The sequence below is a fragment of the Guyparkeria sp. SB14A genome (assembly GCF_005096345.1).
Lineage (GTDB): Bacteria > Pseudomonadota > Gammaproteobacteria > Halothiobacillales > Halothiobacillaceae > Guyparkeria > Guyparkeria hydrothermalis.
In genome coordinates this window covers 19,442-39,767 of the sequence record NZ_SWAW01000002.1, presented here as the reverse complement: position 1 = coordinate 39,767, position 20,326 = coordinate 19,442, and the positions used below count along the sequence as shown (strand labels likewise).

General features: G+C 65.8%; 17 protein-coding genes and 3 tRNA genes. 17 read left to right on the top strand and 3 right to left on the bottom strand.

Annotation, left to right across the window (positions count from 1 at the left end; genetic code table 11):
* Positions 1–11: 11 nt before the first annotated feature.
* The gene (arsJ, locus tag FAZ79_RS01310; protein WP_247709457.1) at positions 12–1,250 is read left to right on the top strand and encodes an organoarsenical effux MFS transporter ArsJ; all 1,239 of its coding nucleotides are present in this window, start codon (positions 12–14) and stop codon (positions 1,248–1,250) included.
* A 27-nt stretch (positions 1,251–1,277) separates the two neighbouring features.
* On the opposite strand, the gene FAZ79_RS01305 is transcribed toward arsJ, so the two are convergent.
* Positions 1,278–2,216 carry a LysR family transcriptional regulator gene (locus tag FAZ79_RS01305; RefSeq protein ID WP_136866111.1) on the bottom strand — a complete coding sequence of 313 codons (939 nt, stop codon included), beginning with the start codon at positions 2,214–2,216 and terminating at the stop codon, positions 1,278–1,280.
* Between the two features lie 104 nt (positions 2,217–2,320).
* Between FAZ79_RS01305 and FAZ79_RS01300 the strand changes: the two genes are divergently transcribed.
* The 6 genes from FAZ79_RS01300 (at position 2,321) to FAZ79_RS01275 (ending at position 9,845) form a co-directional block, all read left to right on the top strand.
* Positions 2,321–2,728 (top strand): DUF2237 domain-containing protein, encoded by a 408-nt coding sequence (locus tag FAZ79_RS01300; protein ID WP_136866110.1) that lies wholly within the window; start codon positions 2,321–2,323, stop codon positions 2,726–2,728.
* A gap of 99 nt (positions 2,729–2,827) precedes the next feature.
* Positions 2,828–4,231 carry a 3-isopropylmalate dehydratase large subunit gene (gene leuC, locus FAZ79_RS01295; RefSeq protein WP_136866109.1) on the top strand — a complete coding sequence of 468 codons (1,404 nt, stop codon included), beginning with the start codon at positions 2,828–2,830 and terminating at the stop codon, positions 4,229–4,231.
* Between the two features lie 11 nt (positions 4,232–4,242).
* Positions 4,243–4,905, top strand: coding sequence for a 3-isopropylmalate dehydratase small subunit (gene leuD / locus FAZ79_RS01290; RefSeq protein WP_136866108.1), 663 nt, complete (start codon positions 4,243–4,245; stop codon positions 4,903–4,905).
* Positions 4,906–4,967: 62 nt separating this feature from the next.
* Entirely contained in the window at positions 4,968–6,023 is a 1,056-nt protein-coding gene (gene leuB, locus FAZ79_RS01285; protein ID WP_136866220.1) for a 3-isopropylmalate dehydrogenase, read from the top strand.
* A gap of 142 nt (positions 6,024–6,165) precedes the next feature.
* Positions 6,166–7,188 carry an aspartate-semialdehyde dehydrogenase gene (locus FAZ79_RS01280; protein WP_136866107.1) on the top strand — a complete coding sequence of 341 codons (1,023 nt, stop codon included), beginning with the start codon at positions 6,166–6,168 and terminating at the stop codon, positions 7,186–7,188.
* A 278-nt stretch (positions 7,189–7,466) separates the two neighbouring features.
* Positions 7,467–9,845, top strand: a complete 2,379-nt coding sequence (locus tag FAZ79_RS01275; RefSeq protein WP_136866106.1) for a FimV/HubP family polar landmark protein — start codon at positions 7,467–7,469, stop codon at positions 9,843–9,845.
* Between the two features lie 184 nt (positions 9,846–10,029).
* Here FAZ79_RS01275 and FAZ79_RS01270 read toward each other — a convergent pair.
* A tRNA-Leu gene (locus FAZ79_RS01270) sits at positions 10,030–10,114 on the bottom strand.
* 41 nt (positions 10,115–10,155) lie between these two features.
* On the opposite strand from FAZ79_RS01270, the gene FAZ79_RS01265 reads away from it, so the two are divergent.
* The 10 genes from FAZ79_RS01265 to FAZ79_RS01220 all read left to right on the top strand — a co-directional run bounded on the left by FAZ79_RS01265 (position 10,156) and on the right by FAZ79_RS01220 (position 18,648).
* The gene (locus tag FAZ79_RS01265) at positions 10,156–10,668 is read left to right on the top strand and encodes a DUF6231 family protein (protein WP_169303512.1); all 513 of its coding nucleotides are present in this window, start codon (positions 10,156–10,158) and stop codon (positions 10,666–10,668) included.
* A gap of 329 nt (positions 10,669–10,997) precedes the next feature.
* On the top strand, positions 10,998–12,773 hold the full coding sequence (locus FAZ79_RS01260) for a tetratricopeptide repeat protein (protein WP_169303511.1): 1,776 nt from the start codon (positions 10,998–11,000) through the stop codon (positions 12,771–12,773).
* Between the two features lie 86 nt (positions 12,774–12,859).
* Entirely contained in the window at positions 12,860–13,522 is a 663-nt protein-coding gene (lolB, locus tag FAZ79_RS01255; protein ID WP_136866103.1) for a lipoprotein insertase outer membrane protein LolB, read from the top strand.
* Positions 13,519–14,475: a 4-(cytidine 5'-diphospho)-2-C-methyl-D-erythritol kinase gene (ispE, locus tag FAZ79_RS01250; protein ID WP_136866102.1), complete on the top strand. Its 957-nt coding sequence runs from the start codon at positions 13,519–13,521 to the stop codon at positions 14,473–14,475. Before lolB ends, ispE begins: the two co-directional genes overlap by 4 nt.
* A gap of 97 nt (positions 14,476–14,572) precedes the next feature.
* Positions 14,573–14,649, top strand: a tRNA-Gln gene (locus FAZ79_RS01245).
* A 17-nt stretch (positions 14,650–14,666) separates the two neighbouring features.
* Positions 14,667–15,626 (top strand): ribose-phosphate diphosphokinase, encoded by a 960-nt coding sequence (locus tag FAZ79_RS01240; RefSeq protein WP_136866101.1) that lies wholly within the window; start codon positions 14,667–14,669, stop codon positions 15,624–15,626.
* A 173-nt stretch (positions 15,627–15,799) separates the two neighbouring features.
* Entirely contained in the window at positions 15,800–16,459 is a 660-nt protein-coding gene (locus tag FAZ79_RS01235) for a 50S ribosomal protein L25/general stress protein Ctc (protein ID WP_136866100.1), read from the top strand.
* 101 nt (positions 16,460–16,560) lie between these two features.
* Positions 16,561–17,145, top strand: coding sequence for an aminoacyl-tRNA hydrolase (pth, locus tag FAZ79_RS01230; protein WP_136866099.1), 585 nt, complete (start codon positions 16,561–16,563; stop codon positions 17,143–17,145).
* Between the two features lie 249 nt (positions 17,146–17,394).
* Positions 17,395–18,489: a redox-regulated ATPase YchF gene (gene ychF / locus FAZ79_RS01225; protein WP_136866098.1), complete on the top strand. Its 1,095-nt coding sequence runs from the start codon at positions 17,395–17,397 to the stop codon at positions 18,487–18,489.
* An 82-nt stretch (positions 18,490–18,571) separates the two neighbouring features.
* Positions 18,572–18,648, top strand: a tRNA-Met gene (locus tag FAZ79_RS01220).
* Between the two features lie 114 nt (positions 18,649–18,762).
* Here FAZ79_RS01220 and lnt read toward each other — a convergent pair.
* A complete protein-coding gene (gene lnt / locus FAZ79_RS01215; RefSeq protein ID WP_169303510.1) occupies positions 18,763–20,268 on the bottom strand; it encodes an apolipoprotein N-acyltransferase in 1,506 nt (501 codons plus the stop codon).
* Positions 20,269–20,326: the final 58 nt, after the last annotated feature.

Sequence of the window (20,326 nt, the reverse complement as noted above, 5' to 3'; positions counted from 1 at the left end):
GTCATCAACCCATGCCACTCGCCATGACCCAGGCATTGCGCCATTACCTGACCATCACCGGCAACTATTGGCTGTTCACCCTGACCGACGGGGCGATCCGCATGCTGGTGGTGCTGCATTTCTATCAGCTCGGCTACTCGCCGTTCGCCATCGCGATGCTGTTCCTGTTCTACGAGTTCTTCGGCATCGTCACCAACCTGGTCGGTGGATGGCTCGGGGCGCGCATCGGCCTGAATCGCACCATGCAGCTTGGCACCGGTCTGCAGATCGTCGCGCTGTTGATGCTCACCGTGCCCGATGCCTGGCTCACGGTGGCCTACGTGATGCTCGCCCAGGCGTTGTCCGGCATCGCGAAGGATCTCAACAAGATGTCGGCCAAGGCCGGGGTCAAGCTGGTGGCGCGCGAGGGCAACGCGCAGTTGTTTCGCTGGGTGGCGTGGATTACCGGCTCGAAGAACGCCCTGAAGGGCGCGGGGTTCTTTCTCGGGGCCGTGCTGCTGGCCGCACTCGGCTTCCAGGGGGCGATGGGGGCGCTCGCCGCCGTGCTGGTCGCGGGTTTCCTGATGACCCTGACGTTGCCGGGCGGTTTCGGCGCGATCAAGGAAAAGACCGGCTTCCGTCAGATGTTCTCGCGTGAGCCGTTGATCAACTGGCTGGCCGCGGCGCGCCTGTTCCTGTTCGCGGCCCGGGATGTCTGGTTCGTGGTGGCGCTGCCGGTGTTCCTGGTCTCGATCGGCTGGGATTTCCACTGGGTGGGTGCCTACCTGGCCCTGTGGGTGATCGGCTACGGGCTGGTCCAGTCGAGCGCCCCGTGGCTACTCGGGGCGCGACGCAAGCCGGGGGAGGGCCATGCCAACGGGCCGGGCGCCCGCACCGCCGTGATCTGGAGCTTCGCGCTGGTCCTGCCGCTGGCCGCGCTGTTGCTCGCGATCGCCTCCGGACAGACCGCCGGCTGGATCATCACGCTGGGCCTCGCCTTCTTCGGCATCGTGTTCGCGCTCAATTCGGCCACGCATTCCTATCTCGTGCTGCGCTACTCGCCGGACGTGAAGGCCTCGCAGAACGTGGGCTTCTACTACGCGGCCAACGCCGGCGGGCGCCTGCTGGGCACCGTGCTTTCCGGGGCGAGTTACCAGTGGCTGGGCATCGCCGGGAGCCTCGGTTTTGCCTTGGCCTTCGTGGTAATCGCCGGGCTGATCAGCACCCGACTGGTCGCGCTCGAGACCGCCCACGAGACAACGGCAGGCTGATGCCGTTCCGCGCGCACCATCGTGTCGTCAGTCAGCGACGTTCTCTGCCGGGCCCTGGAGAGTGGCTGCGGCGTCGACCAGCTCACTGAACGCCTCGGCCAGCGGGTGGGGCGCTCGACCGAGCGGCGTGATTTCTCCCAGGCGTCGATGCGGCAAGCGATCGTCGCCATTGCCCCCGGGGTCGCCCAGGTCCAGGCGTACGAGATCGTCCCGTAACAGCGTGGGCGGCAGCACCGCCCAACCAACGCCGGTGGCGGCAAGGACCGCGATCGAGTCGAGCTGGTTGATCTCGATGATGGCCGGCGGCAGTAATTGCCGGTCGTCGAGCCAGCGGTCGATGGCCGTGCGGGTGCTGGTCGCCTCGGCCGGCAGGATCAACGGCAGGCGCTTGCCGATCGCCTCGAGGCCAGCCGGCATGCCGCCGGGACAATGGCGGCGGGCGACCACCGGTTGCATGACTTCTTCCCACAGCACGCGGGTGCGCACGCGGTCGTCAAGCCGCGGCGGCAGGGTGGCGTAGGCCAGCGCGGTTTCGCCGGTGGCCACCTGGTCGATGGCCCGCTCGGAGTCGTGAAAACTCAGATCCAGCAGCACCTGCGGGTAGCGTTCCGAGAATCGCTCGAGCACCCCGGGCAGCAGGTGCAGGCCGGCGTAGTGGCTCAGCGACAGCGCGAGTCGGCCGCCGAGCGCCTCGCCACTCACCTCAGCGGCCGTGAAGATGTCGTCCAGGCAGCTCTGCATCTCGCGCACTGCCGGAAGCAGTTGCTCGCCCCGGTAGGTCAGCACGACTCGCTGCCCCATCCGGTCGAACAGCGCGAAGCCCAGCCGGTCTTCGAGCTGCGCGAGTCGCTTGGATACCGCCGGCTGGCTGATGTGCAGCCGCAGGGCGGCCGACGAGAACGACCCGGTCTCGGCGACGGCGAGAAAGGTGAGCAGTTGCTGGGTATCGAGGTGAAGGGGGTTCATCGCGTCTCTCCGCGTCGTGCCTGCGCGTGACTATAACCATAAGATATAGCACTCATGCGCGATTTCCATTTTAGTTATTGGTCGGGCATCCCTATGATTGCGCTATGACAAACGCCGCCCTCAACGTGCTTGGCCTGCCACTGGCGAAATGCTCGGTGGATCCCGTAACCGGGTTCTACCGCGACGGCCGATGCCTGGTCGGCGCCGAGGACGGCGGGGTGCACGGCGTCTGCGCCGAGCTCGATGACGCGTTTCTCGACTACACCGCCGCGCAGGGCAACGAGCTGCGCCGGCCGATCCCGGCCTACGACTTTCCGGGACTGACCGCCGGCGATCGCTGGTGCGTCTGTGCCTGGCGGTGGCGCGAGGCCTTCGAGGCCGGCGTGGCGCCGCCGGTGGTGCTGGCCGCGACGCACCACGAGGTGTTGCGCGTGATCAAGCTACGCGACCTGATCGAGCATGCCGTCGACCCGCCCGCCTCGGGGCTGGACGACGGATTTTACGAGTTTTAGCGAACAAGACCTCGCAAGTCACTGACCCAAATTACTTATATGGCGGAATGAATCCCGAGCGGCCTGCGGCGCCGCCCGGGTGATCCGGAGGAAAAGGCCATGGCCGGAAAGACACTCTACGAAAAGCTCTTCGACGCGCATGTCGTCCACGAACAGGACGACGGTACGGCGCTTCTCTATATCGACCGTCACCTCGTTCACGAGGTAACCAGCCCGCAGGCCTTCGAGGGTCTGCGCCTGGCCGGGCGCAAGCCGTGGCGCACCGGCGCGATGCTGGCCGTGCCGGATCACAACGTGCCGACCACCAACCGGGCCGGTGGCATCGTCGACCCCGTCTCGCGCGAGCAGGTCAGCACGCTCGACCGCAATTGCCAGGAATTCGGTGTGCAGGAATTCCCGATGGCCGACATGCGCCAGGGCATCGTCCACATCATCGGCCCCGAGGAGGGCTTCACGCTGCCCGGCGCCACGGTCGTGTGCGGGGATTCGCATACCTCCACCCACGGGGCGATCGGCGCGCTGGCCTTCGGCATCGGCACCTCCGAGGTCGAGCACGTCATGGCCACCCAGACCTTGCTGCAAAAGCGCACCAAGACCATGCAGGTGCGCGTCGAGGGCGAGCTTGGGCCGGGCGTGACCGCCAAGGACGTCGTGCTCGCGATCATCGGCAAGATCGGCACCGCCGGCGGGACGGGCTACGCGATCGAATTCGCCGGTTCGGCGATCGAATCGCTCTCGATCGAGGGCCGCATGAGCGTATGCAACATGTCGATCGAGGCCGGCGCCCGCGCCGGCATGGTGGCCGTCGACGAGAAGACGGTCGACTACTTCCGGGACAAGCCGTTCGCGCCCACCGGCGAGATGTTCGAGCGCGCGGCCGAGTACTGGCGCACGCTCAAGTCCGACCCGGACGCGGTATTCGACAAGGTGGTCACGCTCGATGGCACCAAGATCGAGCCGCAGGTCAGCTGGGGCACCTCGCCCGAGATGGTCGTGCCGGTCAATGCCCGCGTACCGGACCCGGCGGCCGAGTCCGACCCGGTCAAGGCCGAAGGCATGCGCAACGCGTTGAAATACATGGGGCTCGAGGCCAACACGCCGATCACCGACATCCAGATCGACAAGGTGTTCATCGGCTCGTGCACCAACGCGCGCATCGAGGATCTCCGCGCCGCCGCCGCGGCGATCAAGGGCAGGCACGTCGCGGACAACGTGACGCTCGCCATGGTCGTGCCGGGCTCCGGGCTCGTGCGCGAGCAGGCTGAGAAGGAAGGGCTCGACAAGATCTTCCTCGAGGCCGGATTCGAGTGGCGCGAGCCGGGCTGCTCGATGTGTCTCGCGATGAACGCCGATCGCCTCGAGCCGGGCGAGCGCTGCGCCTCGACCTCGAATCGAAACTTCGAGGGTCGACAGGGGCAGGGCGGTCGCACCCACCTCGTCAGCCCGGCCATGGCCGCCGCGGCCGCCGTGGCCGGGCACTTCGTCGACGTCCGTCAAGCGTAAGGAGATTCATCATGCAGGCATTCACCACCCACAAGGGAATCGTCGCGCCGCTGGACCGCTCGAACGTCGACACCGACGCGATCATCCCCAAGCAGTACCTCAAATCGGTCAAGCGCACGGGTTTCGGCCCGACCGCCTTCGACGACTGGCGCTACCTCGACCCGGGCGAGCCGGGCATGGATCACAGCCAGCGCCGCAAGAACCCGGATTTCGTGCTCAACCAGGAGCCGTTCGACCGCGCGACCATCCTGTTGGCCCGCGAAAACTTCGGCTGTGGTTCCTCGCGCGAGCACGCCGTCTGGGCGCTGACCGACTTCGGTTTCCGCGCCGTGATCGCGCCGTCGTTTGCCGATATCTTCTTCAACAACAGCTTCAAGAACGGCCTGTTGCCGATTGCTTTGAAGGAAGAAGAGGTCGACGCCATCTTCAAGGCCGTCGCGGCCAACCCGGGGCTCGAACTCGAGATCGACCTGCCGAACCAGGTGGTCAAGGCGCCCGACGGCAGCGAGTACGCCTTCGAGATCGACAGCTTCCGCAAGCACTGCCTGATCGAGGGGCTCGACGACATCGCCCTGACCCTCGAGCACGCGGACAAGATCAAGGCCTACGAGACCGCCCAGATGGAAAAGACGCCGTGGCTGTTCAACGACCTGCGCGGCAACGTCGGCGGCTGAATACCGAACAACGATTTGAAGAAAGGAAACGCAACACCGTGACAAGCAAGAACATTCTCGTGCTGCCGGGCGACGGCATCGGCCCGGAGATCACCGAACAGGCGGTCAACGTGCTCAAGGCGGTGGTCGAGGGAAGCGACCTCGAGCTGTCGTTCACCGACGGGCTGATCGGCGGGGCGGCCTTTGATGCCGAGGGTCAGCCGTTCCCCGAGATCACGCGCCAACAGGCCAACGAGGCCGATGCCGTCCTGCTCGGCGCCGTCGGCAGCCCGCAGTACGACGAGCTCGATCGCCCGCTGCGCCCGGAGCGCGGCCTACTTGCCATTCGCAAGGAACTGGGCCTGTTCGCCAACCTGCGCCCGGCGATGCTCTACAGCGCGCTGGCCGATGCCTCCTCGCTCAAGCCCGAGGTGGTCTCGGGGCTGGACATCCTGATCGTGCGCGAGTTGACCGGCGGGGTGTACTTCGGCCAGCCGCGCGGCATTCGCGAGGTCGATGGCCAGCGCGAGGGCTTCAACACCATGCATTACAACGAGGGCGAGATCGAACGCATCGGTCGCGTCGCCTTCGAAGCGGCGCAGAAGCGCGGCAAGCGCCTGTGCTCGGTCGACAAGGCCAACGTGCTTGAGACCTCCGAGCTCTGGCGCGAGGTGATGAACCGCCTGGCCGCCGAGTACCCGGACGTCGAGCTCTCGCACATGTACGTCGATAACGCCGCGATGCAGCTGGTGCGCGCGCCCAAGCAGTTCGACGTCATCGTCACCGAGAACCTGTTCGGCGACATCCTCTCCGATCAGGCGTCGATGCTGTCGGGCTCGATCGGCATGCTGCCCTCGGCCTCGCTCAACGAAAAGGGGCAGGGCCTCTACGAACCCAGCCACGGGTCGGCCCCCGACATCGCCGGGCAGGGCGTGGCCAACCCCATGGCCACCATCCTCTCGGCGGCGATGCTGCTGCGCTATTCGTTCGGCCGCGGCGATCTGGCCGAGCGGATCGAGAACGCCTGCGTGGCGGTGCTCGATCAGGGGCTGCGCACGCCGGACATCATGCAGGCGGGCATGCGACAGGTCTCGACCGCCGAGATCGGCGAGGCGGTTGTCAATGCGCTTGGCAACTGATTCCCCAATCCATTTCCCGCTTCGGTCGCCCGGCGTCATGCGCTAGGCTAGAGGCATTGCAGACAGCGGGCACGCGGCCGGTTAACGGCGGGCGGCCCGCCCACGATTTGCACCAGACTTCCAATCCCAAGGAGAAATCTTCATGAGCAAGACGGTCGACGTTGCTGTCGTCGGTGCCACCGGTGCCGTTGGCGAGACCATGCTGTCCATCCTGGCCGAGCGCAATTTCCCGGTCGGCAAGGTGTACGCGCTGGCATCCGAGCGTTCCGCCGGCAAGAAGGTGGCATTCGGCAACTCGTTCCTCACGGTCGAGGATCTGGCGACGTTCGATTTCTCCAAGGTCCAGGTGGGTCTGTTCTCGCCGGGTGGCGCGATCTCCCGCGAATTCGCGCCCAAGGCCGCGGCCGCCGGTTGTGTCGTGATCGACAACACCTCCGAGTTCCGCTACGACGATGACGTGCCGCTGATCGTTCCCGAGGTCAATGCCCACGCGATCGCGGGCTACACCCAGCGCAACATCATCGCCAACCCGAACTGCTCGACCATCCAGATGCTGGTCGCATTGAAGCCGATCTACGACGCCGTCGGCATCGAGCGCATCAACGTCGCCACCTACCAGGCGGTCTCCGGCTCGGGCAAGGAGGCGATCGAGGAGCTGGCTACCCAAAGCGCCCGCAAGCTCAATGGTCAGGACGCGGATGCCGTGGTCTATCCGAAGCAGATCGCCTTCAACGCGCTGCCGCAGATCGACGTGTTCCAGGACAACGGTTACACCAAGGAAGAAATGAAGATGGTCTGGGAGACCAAGAAGATCTTCGAGGACGAGTCCATCCTGGTGAACCCGACTGCCGTTCGCGTACCGGTGTTCTTCGGGCACTCGGAAGCGGTCCACATCGAGACCCGCGACAAGATCACCGCCGAGCAGGCCTGGGAGCTGTTCAAGAACGCCGAGGGGATCGAGGTGCTCGACACCCGGCGTGACGGCGGCTACCCGACGGCCGTGACCGAGGGCGCGGGGCACGACCCGGTCTACGTCGGCCGCATCCGCGAGGACATCTCGCACGAGCGCGGCCTGAACCTCTGGGTGGTTGCCGACAACGTGCGCAAGGGCGCGGCATTGAACAGCGTCCAGATCGCCGAGTGCCTGGTGCGCGACTACCTCTGATCTGTGGCACAATCGGGCTCGAAATGGGGCCAAGGGGAACTCTGCACGAATAACCAACGCCTCGGCGGGTCGCCAGGCGTCCAGATGCTAGGCGCAGCGCGCCGCCAATGGCCGTAGTCATTGGCAAGCGGTGCAACACCGCAGATGGGCGCCTGGCGACCCGCCCGAAGGGGCTTGCCATAGGCATTGGGTATTCGAGCAGATTTCCCCATAAGGAAGGCGCCGGAGCGTAGAAGGGGAGCTACCCATCACGCCGGCACGAGCAAGGAGTCAGTGACATGCGGAAGTTGAGTTTGGTGATTGCGGGTATTCTGGGTGCCGGGACCCCGTTGATCAGCCAGGCCGCCACCCTGGGCGAGGCCCGGGTGCAGTCGTACTTGAGCCAACCCCTCGACGTGCGGGTGCCTCTGGCGCGCTCTAGCGACGAGCCACTCGACGAGATCACCGTCAAGTTGGCCCCGCCCTCGTTCTACCGGGAGGCCGGGGTGCCCTTGGAGAACATCACGGGGAATCTCACCTTCCGCATCGCATCCGAGGGGGGGCGGGAGTTCGTCGTGATCGGGTCCAAGCGCCCGATTCGCGATCCGATCCTGAGCATCCTGCTCGAGGTCGATTCGCCGCAGGGGCGAATGATCCGCGAGTACAACCTCTTGCTCGATCCCCCGTCGATCGGCGCCTCGCAGCAGTCCCGCGTCACCGCGGGCAGCACCGACCAACCGGCCACAACCGCTTCGACACCCCGTGCCAAGCCGGCCTCCACCGCATGGCAGCGCGTGGAGCCGGCTCGTGACGTATCGCTCGACGCCACCCGTGACGTTCAGCGTGGAGACACCCTCTACGAGATTGCCCGCGACTACGTGGACGACGGCGCCGACGTGCGTCCGATGATGCAGGCGATCATCGATGCCAACCCCGAGGCGTTCGCCAACGGCAACGGCAATGCCCTCATGGCGGGGGCCCGTCTGAAGGTGCCCGGCAACGCGTCTGCCGATAGCGTGGCCAGCGATACGGCCGACGCAGGGCAGGAAGAGGGCGCCTCGCCGGTCGAGCGGCTGCCGGCGCTGGAGCTGCTGGGCCCCGAGAACGAAGGCGGTGAAACCGCCGCCACACCGACCGAGCTTGGCGGTTTCGGTGACCTGTCCCGCGAACAACCCCTGGCGGCGATCGCCGACAGCACGCAGGCATCGCCCGATGCCACTGTCGACCGCGAGACGGCGCTCGATCAGGAAGAGGTCGAGTCCGTGCGGGCGGAGAACGAGGCGCTCACGGAACAGCTCCGCGCGCTCAAGGACCAGATCGATTCGGTCAAGGTCGCGATCGACGAGCGCGACGCGCAGATCGCCGAGTTGCAGGAAGTCGTGCAGCAGTCGCGCGCCGAATTGGCCCAGGCCCAACAGGATTCCGGAAATTTCTGGGTCCAGTGGGGCAAGTACCTCACCGGCGCGCTGGGTCTGGTCGTCATCGCCTTGTTGATCGCCCTTGGCCTGCGACGCGGTCGTCGTGACGAGGAGCCCGCCATTGCCATGCCCGTCACGGCGGACGCCGCCGATCGTTCCGACACGCGCCGCAGTGAGCGCGAGCCGGTGGTCGAATCGACCCCGCCCGGTTCTTCGGCGGCAACCACCGCCGGTGCCGCCGCCTTTGGCGCGGCTGCCGTTGGTGCCCAGTCGTCTGCCGGGGCGGCTTCCGAGGATGCGTCGGAGGAGTCGACCTCCGCGTCGGCCACGGGCATGGACGACCCGATGAACCCGGAGATGGCGCTGGAAGAGGCGAGGGTGCTCGAGTCGTTCAACCTGACCCACCAAGCAGTGGAATTATTGCAGGACAGCTTGGCGGAGCATCCGGGTCACGCTGGCCTTCAGTCGGCGCTCAACCGACTCAAGGGCATCGAGGACGCCGAAACCCACAACGCCGCCGTGACGCCGTCCGACGTGGACGCGTCCGGTGAAGGGACTCAAGAGGATGACCTGACCCCGGAGATTGGCGACTCGGATGCTTCGACCGCCGGTGCACCGGAATCGACCGACGATTGGAGTGCCGCGGAACCGGAAGGTCAGGAGGGTGCGGTCGATTGGGACGATGCCGACGACATGCTCGCCACGCCGGAGCCTGAAGCGACGCCGTCCGAGGACGATCAGCTGATGGACTTCGATGACTCGTTCGCGCTGGAGACCCCGGCCGCCGAAGAGGGCGATGCCACGGCATCGACCGCGACGAGCGGCGAGGAACCGGGCGAGCTCGAATTGCCGAACAACGAAGCGCCAGCGGCCAGTGTCGAGGATCAGGGCATCGAGACGGGCGAACCCGAACCGCTGGACCTGGACCTGTCCGGTTACGAGCCGGCCGGAGAGGCACAAGAGCCGAAGGCCACGCCGGACGAGGACGTGGGCCTTGATCTCGATCTCGGCGAAACGCCGGCCAGCGACGAGCAGGCCCAGGACGAGGCGGAGGCGCTCGAGAGCGCTGCCGCCGAGGAGAAGGCCGCGGCGGCGGACGCCGAGGCCGATATCGACACCCGCGTTGGTCTGGCCGAAGCCTTCCTGGACGTTGGCGATCGCGAGAGCTTCGACATGATCGAGTCCGAGCTGCGGGAGGAGGGCGCAACGGCCGCCCTGGAGCGCCTGGAAGCGCTCAAGGCGCGTTTCAACGCCGGCTGACGGCTCGGGGCGCTGCCTCGGGTGGTCCTTTTGCCGCCTCCCGAAGTGGAACAACGAAAAAAGGCCCACCAACGGCGGTGGGCCTTTTGTTATTGTCGGAGGCGGTTCCCGTCCGGATCACGTGGTCCGAAAACGAAAAAGGCCGAGACTGCGTGAGTCGTCGGCCTTGATCGGGTCTTGAATTTGGTGCCCAGGAGAGGACTCGAACCTCCACGGATCTCTCCACTAGTACCTGAAACTAGCGCGTCTACCAGTTCCGCCACCTGGGCAACGCGGCGCATATTAGGAATCCTGAGAGGGGCTGTCAACAGTGAATGCAAAAAAAACGCCGACGTTGGTGATGCGGGCGGTCGAGCCCGCGTCCAGGAATCGGCTGTCCCAAACCGACAACCGGTTGATTGCGTGCAGAAAGCCGTATCCGGACGCCGCGCGTCTGACGGTTTTTGCGCGTCTCGACGGGACGCCGGGCGACTTTCCCGACGTGGCGTCCGACGACCTGGACGTCGACCAGTTGATCGCCAGGACGATCGACACCGAGGTGGTGATTGAACTGATCGTGGAGTTGGACGCGTGGTCGGATGCGCTGTTGCCGCTGTTCGCCGCGTTACGCGATCGCGCGAACCACCCGGTGATCGCGCACGTTGGCCACGATCATCCGATCGGAAGTGACGTGAATCGGAAGATGGTGTCACTGGGATTCACCCGCCAGGCGCCGGACGCGCCCGTCTACCTGTTCGACATAAAGACGTACAAGCACACGCCGGATTGGCTGAACGCGCGCAACTGGGCCAACCCCGAGTTGTGGGGAAAGTACCGGTGGTAGGTGAGAAGACGTCATGTGGCGGCAGCAAGTCCGTCGAAAGGCGGACGAGACTGTTATCCATGGCCGCGCCATCGTTCCGATGGCAGGGATCACTCTCAACTATATTTAACATAATATATATTCTACGAATAGTCATGCCCGGTCAGGCGAGTGAGTGATCCTGGCCGTCACGTGTCGATGCCTGTCGGTCGCCGCTTTCGTCCGCCATGCCGGCAGGCAGTTGCACTACAATGGACGCCATTGGCCCGACCCGGCGTCCGGCCACGTGAATCCACCGTCTCGACAGGCCCGCCATGCGCCCGATCTCGCCCGCCGCACCGATTCCCGGAATGAGCCTTGCGACCATTGCCACCCTGGCCATGGTCGTCGGGCTGGGTTCCGGTTGCTCGATCAGCCCGGCCGCCGAGCGCTCGGTGCCGACCGGTGTCGACGTCTCACAACCCACCGGCACATCTCCCACGGCCACGTCGCGTGAGCTCGAGGCCTTCGATCAGGGACCGATATTTCACATCCTGGCCGGTGAATTCTACGGACGCGAGAAGAACTACGATCAGGCCGCCATGCATTACGCCGAAGTGGCCAGGAACAGCAATGACGCGGCCGTTCTGGAGCGTGCCATCCAGGCCGCGATCTTCGCCGACCGCTTCGACCTCGCTCAGGAATTGGGCGAACGCCTGCGTGGACTCGCCCCGGGCAACGCGCGAGCGGCCGCGGTGATGATGATTTCGTCGCTGGAGCTCGGGGAAACCGAGCAGGCCGACCGGGCACTCAATCAGTGGCTGGAGTCCGATTCCGGCAACGTCGAGAAGATCTTCAACGAAACCGGTCAGTATCTGCAGAAGAGTCTCGAGCGCGAGCGTGCCGTGGCCTACACGCATCACCTGGCCGAGCGCTTTCCCCAGCAGTACGAGGCCCAGGTCGTCGTCGCCAAGCTCGCGTTGTCCTTTGGCGAAATGACGCTGGCGCGCGAGGCGGCCAGCCGGGCCATGTCACTGCGCCCCGACGAAACCATGGCCTACGACCTCGCCATGGTGATCGCCAACCGCGACGGTGACGTCCAGCAGGCGATCCGGGTGCTGGAAAAGGCCCACAATCGCTTCCCGGACCAAGGCCGTTATGCAAGCGGCCTGATCGAAGCGCGCCTCGCCGCCGGCGAGAACGAGAGTGCGCTCGCACTGCTTGAACGCACCCTGCAGACCCGGCCGAACGACCCGGAACTGCTCCGCAACGTTTCGCTGTTCGCGTTCCGGCTGGATCGTCCCGACCTTGCCGAACAGGCGCTGGCGCGCCTCGAGCGATTGCCGGGTCAATCCGACGTGGTTCACCTGATCCGCGGCCGAGTCGCGCTGCAGGAAGCCGATCTCGCCGCCGCCGAATCGGCCCTGTCCCGGGTCAGCGCGCGCAGCGAGCATTACGCCAACGCCCAGGTGCTGCTCGCCGGCGCCCGCGTGGACCAGGGTGAGCCGGACGCGGCCCTACGTGGCCTTGAAACCGCCCTGCTTTCCGAGGAGATCGACGAGGCGGATCAGCAGCAACTGATGCTTGCGCTGGCCTCGACGCTGGCCCAGTCCGGGCGCTTCGAGGAGAGCCTCGATATCGCCGATCAGGCCATCGACGCGTGGCCGGATGCCAGCGACTTCCGGCTCCAGAAGGCCATGACCCTGTTTGCCCTGGACGAATCGGGCTCGGCAATCAGCGTGCTGCGCGAACTGATCGAGCGTGACCCCGAACACGCGCCGGCCCTCAACGCCCTGGGCTACACGCTGGCCGACGAAGACCGCAGCCTTGACGAGGCCGAGGATCTGATCGGGCGTGCCTTGCACATCGATCCGGACAACCCGGCTTACCTCGACAGCCTCGGGTGGCTCAAATATCGCCAGGGCGACGTGCAAGCGGCCCTCAAGGCGCTGCGCAGCGCTTATCGCAGCGCTCCCAACGCCGAGATCGGCGCCCACCTTGGCGAAGTGCTTTGGGTCGACGGTCAGCGTGATGCCGCGCTGGGGGTCTGGCAGGAGTCCCTGAAACTCGATGCCGACGACACGACGCTTCTGGATACCTTGCGCCAGTACGCCCCGGAATTGGTGCCGGCGGACGGACAGCCCTGACCCGACAGGCCCAGCCGCCGTCGTTCCGTGTTTCTCCTGGCGGTCCGATGGCCCGATCCCATACCTGACTACGAATACCTAACCACATGCCTGCCATCGCCTCAGTACCCCTCCCGTTCCCGCGCGCGCTCGCCCTGCTCGCCGCGAGCGCCCTGCTTTCGGGCTGTGCCTCGCTGCTCGGCACACCACCGTCCGAACCGGCCAGCGACGCGCAGCTGGCCGCCTGGGAGTCCCACGAACAGTCCCTCGAATCGATGAGCGACTGGGCCTTCGATGGACGCGCCGCGGTCCGCTCCGGGGTGACGGGCGGTAGCGTGCAGCTCGAATGGACCCAGGTCGGCACGGTCACCTCGCTGGAACTGGCCGGCCCCTTTGATACCGGTCGACTGGCCATGACTGGCACCGCCGATCACATGCTGTTGACCGACGGTAACGGGAATCGCCGCGTCACCGATCGTCCCGAGGCCCTGCTCGAGGAGCAGACCGGCTGGCGCATCCCGTTGTCGACCCTGCCCCGCTGGGTGCGCGGCCTGCCCAGCGATTCGCTCGAGGCACTCGAATCGGACGAGTACCGCCTCGACGACCAGGGACGGTTGCTGTCCTTTACCGACGAGGGCTGGGAGGTGGAATACGACCGCTACCGCGAGATCGGGCGATTCGCCCTGCCCCACTTCGTCGAACTGCGCCACGACGGCATGCGTATCCGTATCGCCGTCCACGCCTGGGACGTGGGGCAAGGCCGCCAATGACGGCCGATGGGCTGACCACCGACCGCCCCCTGGAGAACGCCACCACCAAGGGCGGGAGCCCGGCCTGGCGGCGGGCCGGTAGCAAGCTCAATCTCTACCTGCACATCAATGCCCGACGTCCGGACGGTTACCACGAGCTGCAGACGTTCTTCGAACTGCTCGACTACGGCGACGAACTCCTCGTCGACACGAACCCCGAGGACATCCGCGTCGACTGGATCGCCGGTGACGAGCCGATCGACGGGCGGCCGACCGACCCCGGCGATGATCTCCTGTACCGCACCGCCTTGCGATTGCGCCAATACGCGCACGACCTCGAACAGGCCCCACGGCGGCGACCGCTCGGCGCACACATCACCCTGAAAAAGCACGCGCCCGTCGGGGGCGGATTGGGTGGCGGCTCGGCCGCGGCGGCCTGCCTGCTGCTCGCGCTCAACCGAGAATGGGCACTCGATCTGTCACGCGAGACACTAGCCGAAATTGGCCGGGAACTCGGCGCGGATGTGCCGGTGTTTGTCCGCGGGGAGAGTGCCACGGCCCACGGGATCGGCGAGGAGTTGCATCCCGGCACCGCCGGGCAGACCACCGGCACCTACCTCGTGCTCATTCCGGCGCTGTCATCGCCGACGGCCCGACTGTTCGCCGCCGACGGACTCAAGCGCGACACGCCCAAGCGTTCCGACACCGACCTGCTCGAACACTGGCGCCAGGGGGCAACCAACGTCTTCGAACCGCTACTCCTGGCGGCGCATCCGGCGCTGGCTGCCCTGCGCGATGATCTCGAATCCCAGGCCGGATTCGCCCGCGTGACCGGCTCCGGCGCGTGCCTGTTTGCCCCGGTCACCTCCGCCGACGAAGGCCGGCGAATCGGCCACGCCCTGGCAGCGAAACACCCCGTCCTGCGCCGCTATTTCGTTTCCCGGTCGGTCGGCAACGGCAAATCAGCCAGTTAGAAATCCGTGCGCACCGATTCGGAAAAAATCGGCAAAAAACCGTGCTCAGGCCTTGGCAAACCCGGATCGCTTGGTTAAGATGCGCACCTCTTTCGAATGGGCCGTCGCCAAGTTGGTTAAGGCACCGGATTTTGATTCCGGCATTCGCAGGTTCGAATCCTGCCGGCCCAGCCAAACAACCGGCGAGACCGATGTCACTATCACGCTCCTTGATGGTCTTCACGGGCAACGCGAATCGGCCACTGGCCGAACGGGTTGCGGAAAGTCTGGATAGCCAACTCGGACAGGCATCGGTAACGCACTTCTCGGACGGTGAATCCGCCGTCGAGCTCCTGGAAAACGTCCGCGGTCGCGACATCTTCGTCATCCAGCCGACCTGCGATCCGACGAACGACCACATCATGGAGCTCATGCTGATGACCGACGCGCTGCGTCGGGCCTCGGCTCACCGCATCACCGCGGTCATCCCCTACTTCGGCTACTCCCGTCAGGACCGTCGTGTCCGCTCCTCCCGCGTGCCGATCAGCGCCAAGGTCGTGGCCAACATGCTGCAGAGCGGCGGCGTGGACCGGATCCTGACCGTCGACCTGCACGCCGATCAGATCCAGGGCTTCTTCGATATCCCGGTCGACAACGTCTACGCCTCGCCCATCCTGCTGGGCGACATCTGGCGCCAGAAGTACGAGGACCTGATCGTGGTCTCGCCCGACGTGGGGGGCGTGGTGCGTGCCCGAGCCGTTGCCAAGCGGCTCGACGACGCGGATCTCGCCATCATCGACAAGCGCCGTCCGCGCGCCAACGTCTCCCAGGTGATGCACATCATCGGCGAGGTCAAGGGCAAGACCTGCGTGCTGGTCGACGACATGGTCGACACCGCCGGCACGCTCTGCAAGGCGGCCGATGCACTCAAGAAGCACGGTGCCCGCAAGGTGGTGGCCTACTCCACCCACGCCATCCTCTCGGGCAACGCGATCAGCAACATCGAGGCATCGTCCCTCGACGAGCTGGTGGTGACCGACACCGTGCCGCTCAAGCCCGAGGCCGAGGCCTGCGAGCGCATCCGGGTGCTTTCCGTCGCCGGCATGCTGGCCGAGACGATCCGCCGCATCCACACCGACGAGTCGGTCAGCTCGCTCTACAACGACGACTGACCCGCCCCGCCCTTCCGGTCGGCATCCGAATCCTGTACAATTCGCGCGCCACTCGAACGATCGGGTGGCGCGCGTCGGTTGTGGGCTTGGTCGCGGGCCGCAGCCGTACATCAGACGCCGGGAGTCGGCCTCGAGTCGCCCCGGCGGTTTTCATTTCTGGAGTGGACCCAATCATGTCTCAAGAAACTTTCAAGATTGAAGCGTCCGTTCGCGATGACCTGGGGAAAGGTGCGAGCCGCCGCCTGCGTCGCGAAGGGAACATCCCGGCAATCGTCTACGGTGGCAAGAAGCCGCCGGTCTCGCTGACCATCAACCATAACGAGCTCCTGAAGCACCTCGACCACGAGGCGTTCTTCTCGCATATCCTCGAGCTCAATGTCGACGGCGAGACCGACGAGGTGGTCCTGCGTGACCTGCACCGCCACCCGTACAAGACCACCGTCGTGCTGCACGCCGACTTCCAGCGCATCACCCGTGGTCAGAAGATGCGTATGCACGTGCCGCTGCACTTCGACAATCGCGAAGAGAGCAAAGGCGCGAAGGCCGGCGGCGTCATCAGCGTCATCCACAACGAGATCGAGATCGAGTGCCTGCCGCGTCAGCTGCCGGAATACCTCACCATCGATCTGGCCGACCTGGACGTGAACGAGTCCATCCACCTGTCCGAGATCAAGCTGCCGGAAGGCATCGCCATTCCGGAGCTGGCCCTGGGTGAAGAGCACGACGTCGCCGTCGTTGCCATCCACCCGCCGAAGGTGGAGAAGGAGCCGGAAGAGGAAGAGCAACAGGCCGAGACCGGCGGCGAGGAAGAGAAAGGCGACGAAGAAGCCTGATCTTCCCTGCCTCGATGCTCGACCGACCCCGATCGATTGATCGGGGTTTTTTCGTTTGACCCCGGCGAGCAGCGCGTTCGGCTATGCGATAATCCGCGCCCATGAGTATCAAGCTGATCGTGGGACTGGGTAATCCCGGGCAGAAGTACGACAACACGCGTCACAACGCCGGCTTCTGGGCCGTGGATGCGATTGCGGCGACGCTGGGCGGCCACTGGGCCGAAGAGCGCAAGTTCAAGGGATCGGTCGCCCGCGTGATGGTTGATGGTGTCGACCTGCGGCTACTGCGCCCGGACACGTTCATGAACCGTTCGGGCCAGTCGGTCGGACCGCTGGCTCAGTTCTTCAAGATCGCCCCGGAAGAGATCCTCGTGATCCACGACGAGCTCGACCTGCCGCCCGGCCGCCTGCGGCTGAAATGCGGCGGTGGTCACGGGGGTCACAATGGCCTCAAGGACATCCAGGCGGCCCTGGGCAGCGCGAATTTCTGGCGCCTGCGTATCGGCGTGGGACACCCGGGGCACCGAGACGCCGTGGTCGGCTACGTGCTCACCAGTGCCCCGCCTGACGAACGCCGACTGATCGACGATGCCGTGATCGAGATCCGTCACCTGGCGCCCGACCTGGTCCGTGCCGACGAACCGGCATTGATGCAGGCCATCAACAGCTATCGGCCGTCCTCCTGAGAGGGCGGCACACACATTCCGCGGCCGCCCTGCCCGGCCGCGCCTAAGGAAGGTCTGCACGATTCGATGACGTCTTTGGAGGCCCGCCCGGACGGGGCTCGCGGGTTTGTCCGCACTCGTCGTTGCCGTCCCTCGACGGGCAATGAGCCCGTCTTCGGTCCGGCGCCAGAAAAGCGAACAAACCCGCGGGCCAGAGATGCCATCGCAATCGTGCAGACCTTCCCTAAACATTGAATCAACGGAGTCCCTATGGGTTTCAACTGTGGCATCGTGGGCCTGCCCAACGTCGGCAAGTCCACCCTGTTCAATGCACTGACCAAGGCCGGCATCCAGGCCGCCAACTACCCGTTCTGCACCATCGAGCCGAACGTCGGCGTGGTGGCGGTGCCCGACCCGCGCCTCGACACCCTCGCCCAGATCGTCAAGCCCGAGCGGGTCATCCCCACCAGCATGGAGTTCGTCGACATTGCCGGGCTGGTGGCCGGCGCCTCCAAGGGCGAGGGCCTGGGCAACCAGTTCCTCGCGAACATCCGCGAGACCGATGCCATCGTTCAGGTCGTGCGCTGCTTTGCCAATGACGACGTCGTCCACGTCGCCGGCAAGGTCGACCCGGCCGCCGACATCGAGGTGATCAACACCGAACTGGCGCTCGCCGACCTCGACACCGTGCAGAAGGCAGTCGATCGGCTGACCAAGCAGACCAAGTCCGGGCAGAACAAGGACGCCGCGGCCAAGCTCGAGCTGGTCAAGCAGGTCGCGGAAGTGCTCGACGAGGGTCACTCGGTCCGTTCCATGAAGCTCGAGGCCGACAAGCTCGCCCTGCTCCACGACCTGCACCTGCTCACCGCCAAGCCGCTGATGTTCATCGCCAACGTCGACGAGAACGGGTTCGAGAACAATCCGTTCCTCGACCAGGTGCGCGAGCTTGCCGCGCGCGAGGACGCCACCGTGGTTCCCGTCTGCGCGACCACCGAGGCCGAGCTGATCGATCTCGAGGGGGACGACAAGGCGATGTTCCTCGAGGAGATGGGCCTCGAGGAGCCGGGGCTCGATCGCGTGATCCGCGCCGGCTACGACCTGCTCGGACTGCAGACCTACTTCACCGCCGGGGTGAAGGAGGTGCGTGCCTGGACGATCAAGCGCGGCATGACCGCCCCGCAGGCGGCCGGCGTGATCCACACGGACTTCGAGAAGGGGTTCATCCGCGCCGAGGTGGTCGCCTACGAGGACTTCGTCGCCTGTGGTGGCGAACAGGGGGCCAAGGAGGCCGGCAAATGGCGCCTGGAAGGCAAGGACTACGTCATGCACGAAGGGGATATCGTGCACTTCCGCTTCAACGTCTGAGCGGACGACAAATTCCGCGTGAAAAGGCGCGCGGACAGGGTTGACAAGCCCCCGGGGAATCCCGATAATGCGCGCCTCGCTTGGCTATGTAGCTCAGCTGGTTAGAGCACGGCACTCATAATGCCGGAGTCGGTGGTTCGAATCCACCCATAGCCACCAGACCCGATTTCACCTTGCGATGGAATCACGAAACCCCCGCCGGATGGCGGGGGTTTTTCGTTTCTGGACAATTCGATACGAGCGTTACGCGGGCTCGCCTGACAAGTGGTCGGCTCAGCCCGGCCTGCTCATCGCCCTCGACCGCCATCCCGCCACGGCGAGCACGAGCAACATCAAGCCCAGTACGGGCCAGGCACCCGTAAGGGCCAGGGGCGTGTTGCCCCGGCGGGGCTGCAGCTCGGCCGTCAGCACGCCCTGCTCGCCGGTCCCCAGGATTTCCCGGACACGACCGTTCGTATCGATGATCGCGGAAATGCCGGTGTTGGTCGCGCGTGCCAACGGGCGCTGGAACTCGATGGCACGGGCCCTTGCCATTTGCAGATGTTGGTGCGGTGAGAAGCTATCGCCGAACCAGGAGTCGTTCGACACGGTCACCAACACGTCGGCGGTGGGGATGGTGGCGCGGATGTCACGGGAGAAGTCCGCCTCGAAACAGATCGACGCGCCCAGCATCACGCCATCGACACGCAACGGTGCCTGGTCCGACGGCCCAGGGCTCAGGTCGGACATCGGGACCTCGAAGAGCCATGGCATGCGCTCGATCAGACCGCGTAACGGGAAGTACTCGCCGAACGGCACCAGGTGGCGCTTTCGGTACTCGCCCGACGACCCGGGGAAACCCAGCAGCGCGTTGTAATAGCGACCGGCGGCATCACGCGTGAAGGTGCCGGCAAGGAGCGTGGCGTCGCGGTCGTTGGCAAGCGCGTCGAGCTCGGCGCGAAGGTCGGGAAGATCGCCGATCACCCGCGGAATCGCGGTTTCCGGCCACACGATCAGATCCACTGCCGGCAACGACGCGGTCAGGTCGCGGTAGATCGAGAGCGTGCGCTGGAAGAACGCCGGGTCGAACTTCTGCATCTGCGCAATGTTGCCCTGCACCAGCCCGACAGTCAGTGGCGAGCCGTTCGGCTGCGACCACTCGGCGCGCTGCAGCGGCAAGGAGGCCAGCAAGACGGCGGAAATCAGCGCGACCGGCCCCACCCAGCGACGCCAATCCGGCCCGTGAGACCCCAGTTGGCTCACGACACGCCACACCGCCACGGCGAGCACGAGCAGGATCGCGCTGACACCGTACTCGCCCACGATGGGCAGCCAGCCGACCAACGGCCCGTCCACCTGGCTGATCCCCAGGTTGAGCCAGGGAAACCCGCCAAAGAGCCAGGCGCGCAGGGCCTCGATCAGGACCCAGCTGGCGGCGAACGCCGCGGCGCGCGCCGGCCACTGGCCTCGACGGGTGACACGCACGGCCAGCCAGGCAGAGACGGCCGGGTAGAACGCCAGGCCCATCACGAACAGTGAAGTGACCAGGACGGCCAACGGGGCGACGATACCGCCGAACAGGGTGAAACTCTCGTAGACCCAGCTCACGCCGAGACCGAACTGGCCCAGCCCGAACCACCATCCCAGTCGGAATGCACGACCCGGCGTGCATCGACGGATGAGCCCAAACAGGGCGGCCGGCGCCAGGATGGCGGCCGGCCAGAATTCAAACGGCGCGAAGGCCAGTACCAGGGACGCGCCGGCAAGCAGCGCCAGCAGGCTGCCGAGCCAGCCGTTCAACCGGTCCGGGATGGCAACCGGAGTCGACCCGGTCGCCGCACCGTCTCCCGCTGCCCGG

Coding starts and splice junctions, on each gene's coding strand:
- arsJ (WP_247709457.1), top strand. CDS start 12: ATGCCACTCGCCATGACCCAGGCATTGCGCCATTACCTGACCATCACC.
- FAZ79_RS01305 (WP_136866111.1), bottom strand. CDS start 2,216: ATGAACCCCCTTCACCTCGATACCCAGCAACTGCTCACCTTTCTCGCC.
- FAZ79_RS01300 (WP_136866110.1), top strand. CDS start 2,321: ATGACAAACGCCGCCCTCAACGTGCTTGGCCTGCCACTGGCGAAATGC.
- leuC (WP_136866109.1), top strand. CDS start 2,828: ATGGCCGGAAAGACACTCTACGAAAAGCTCTTCGACGCGCATGTCGTC.
- leuD (WP_136866108.1), top strand. CDS start 4,243: ATGCAGGCATTCACCACCCACAAGGGAATCGTCGCGCCGCTGGACCGC.
- FAZ79_RS01280 (WP_136866107.1), top strand. CDS start 6,166: ATGAGCAAGACGGTCGACGTTGCTGTCGTCGGTGCCACCGGTGCCGTT.
- FAZ79_RS01275 (WP_136866106.1), top strand. CDS start 7,467: ATGCGGAAGTTGAGTTTGGTGATTGCGGGTATTCTGGGTGCCGGGACC.
- FAZ79_RS01260 (WP_169303511.1), top strand. CDS start 10,998: ATGAGCCTTGCGACCATTGCCACCCTGGCCATGGTCGTCGGGCTGGGT.
- lolB (WP_136866103.1), top strand. CDS start 12,860: ATGCCTGCCATCGCCTCAGTACCCCTCCCGTTCCCGCGCGCGCTCGCC.
- ispE (WP_136866102.1), top strand. CDS start 13,519: ATGACGGCCGATGGGCTGACCACCGACCGCCCCCTGGAGAACGCCACC.
- FAZ79_RS01240 (WP_136866101.1), top strand. CDS start 14,667: ATGTCACTATCACGCTCCTTGATGGTCTTCACGGGCAACGCGAATCGG.
- FAZ79_RS01235 (WP_136866100.1), top strand. CDS start 15,800: ATGTCTCAAGAAACTTTCAAGATTGAAGCGTCCGTTCGCGATGACCTG.
- pth (WP_136866099.1), top strand. CDS start 16,561: ATGAGTATCAAGCTGATCGTGGGACTGGGTAATCCCGGGCAGAAGTAC.
- ychF (WP_136866098.1), top strand. CDS start 17,395: ATGGGTTTCAACTGTGGCATCGTGGGCCTGCCCAACGTCGGCAAGTCC.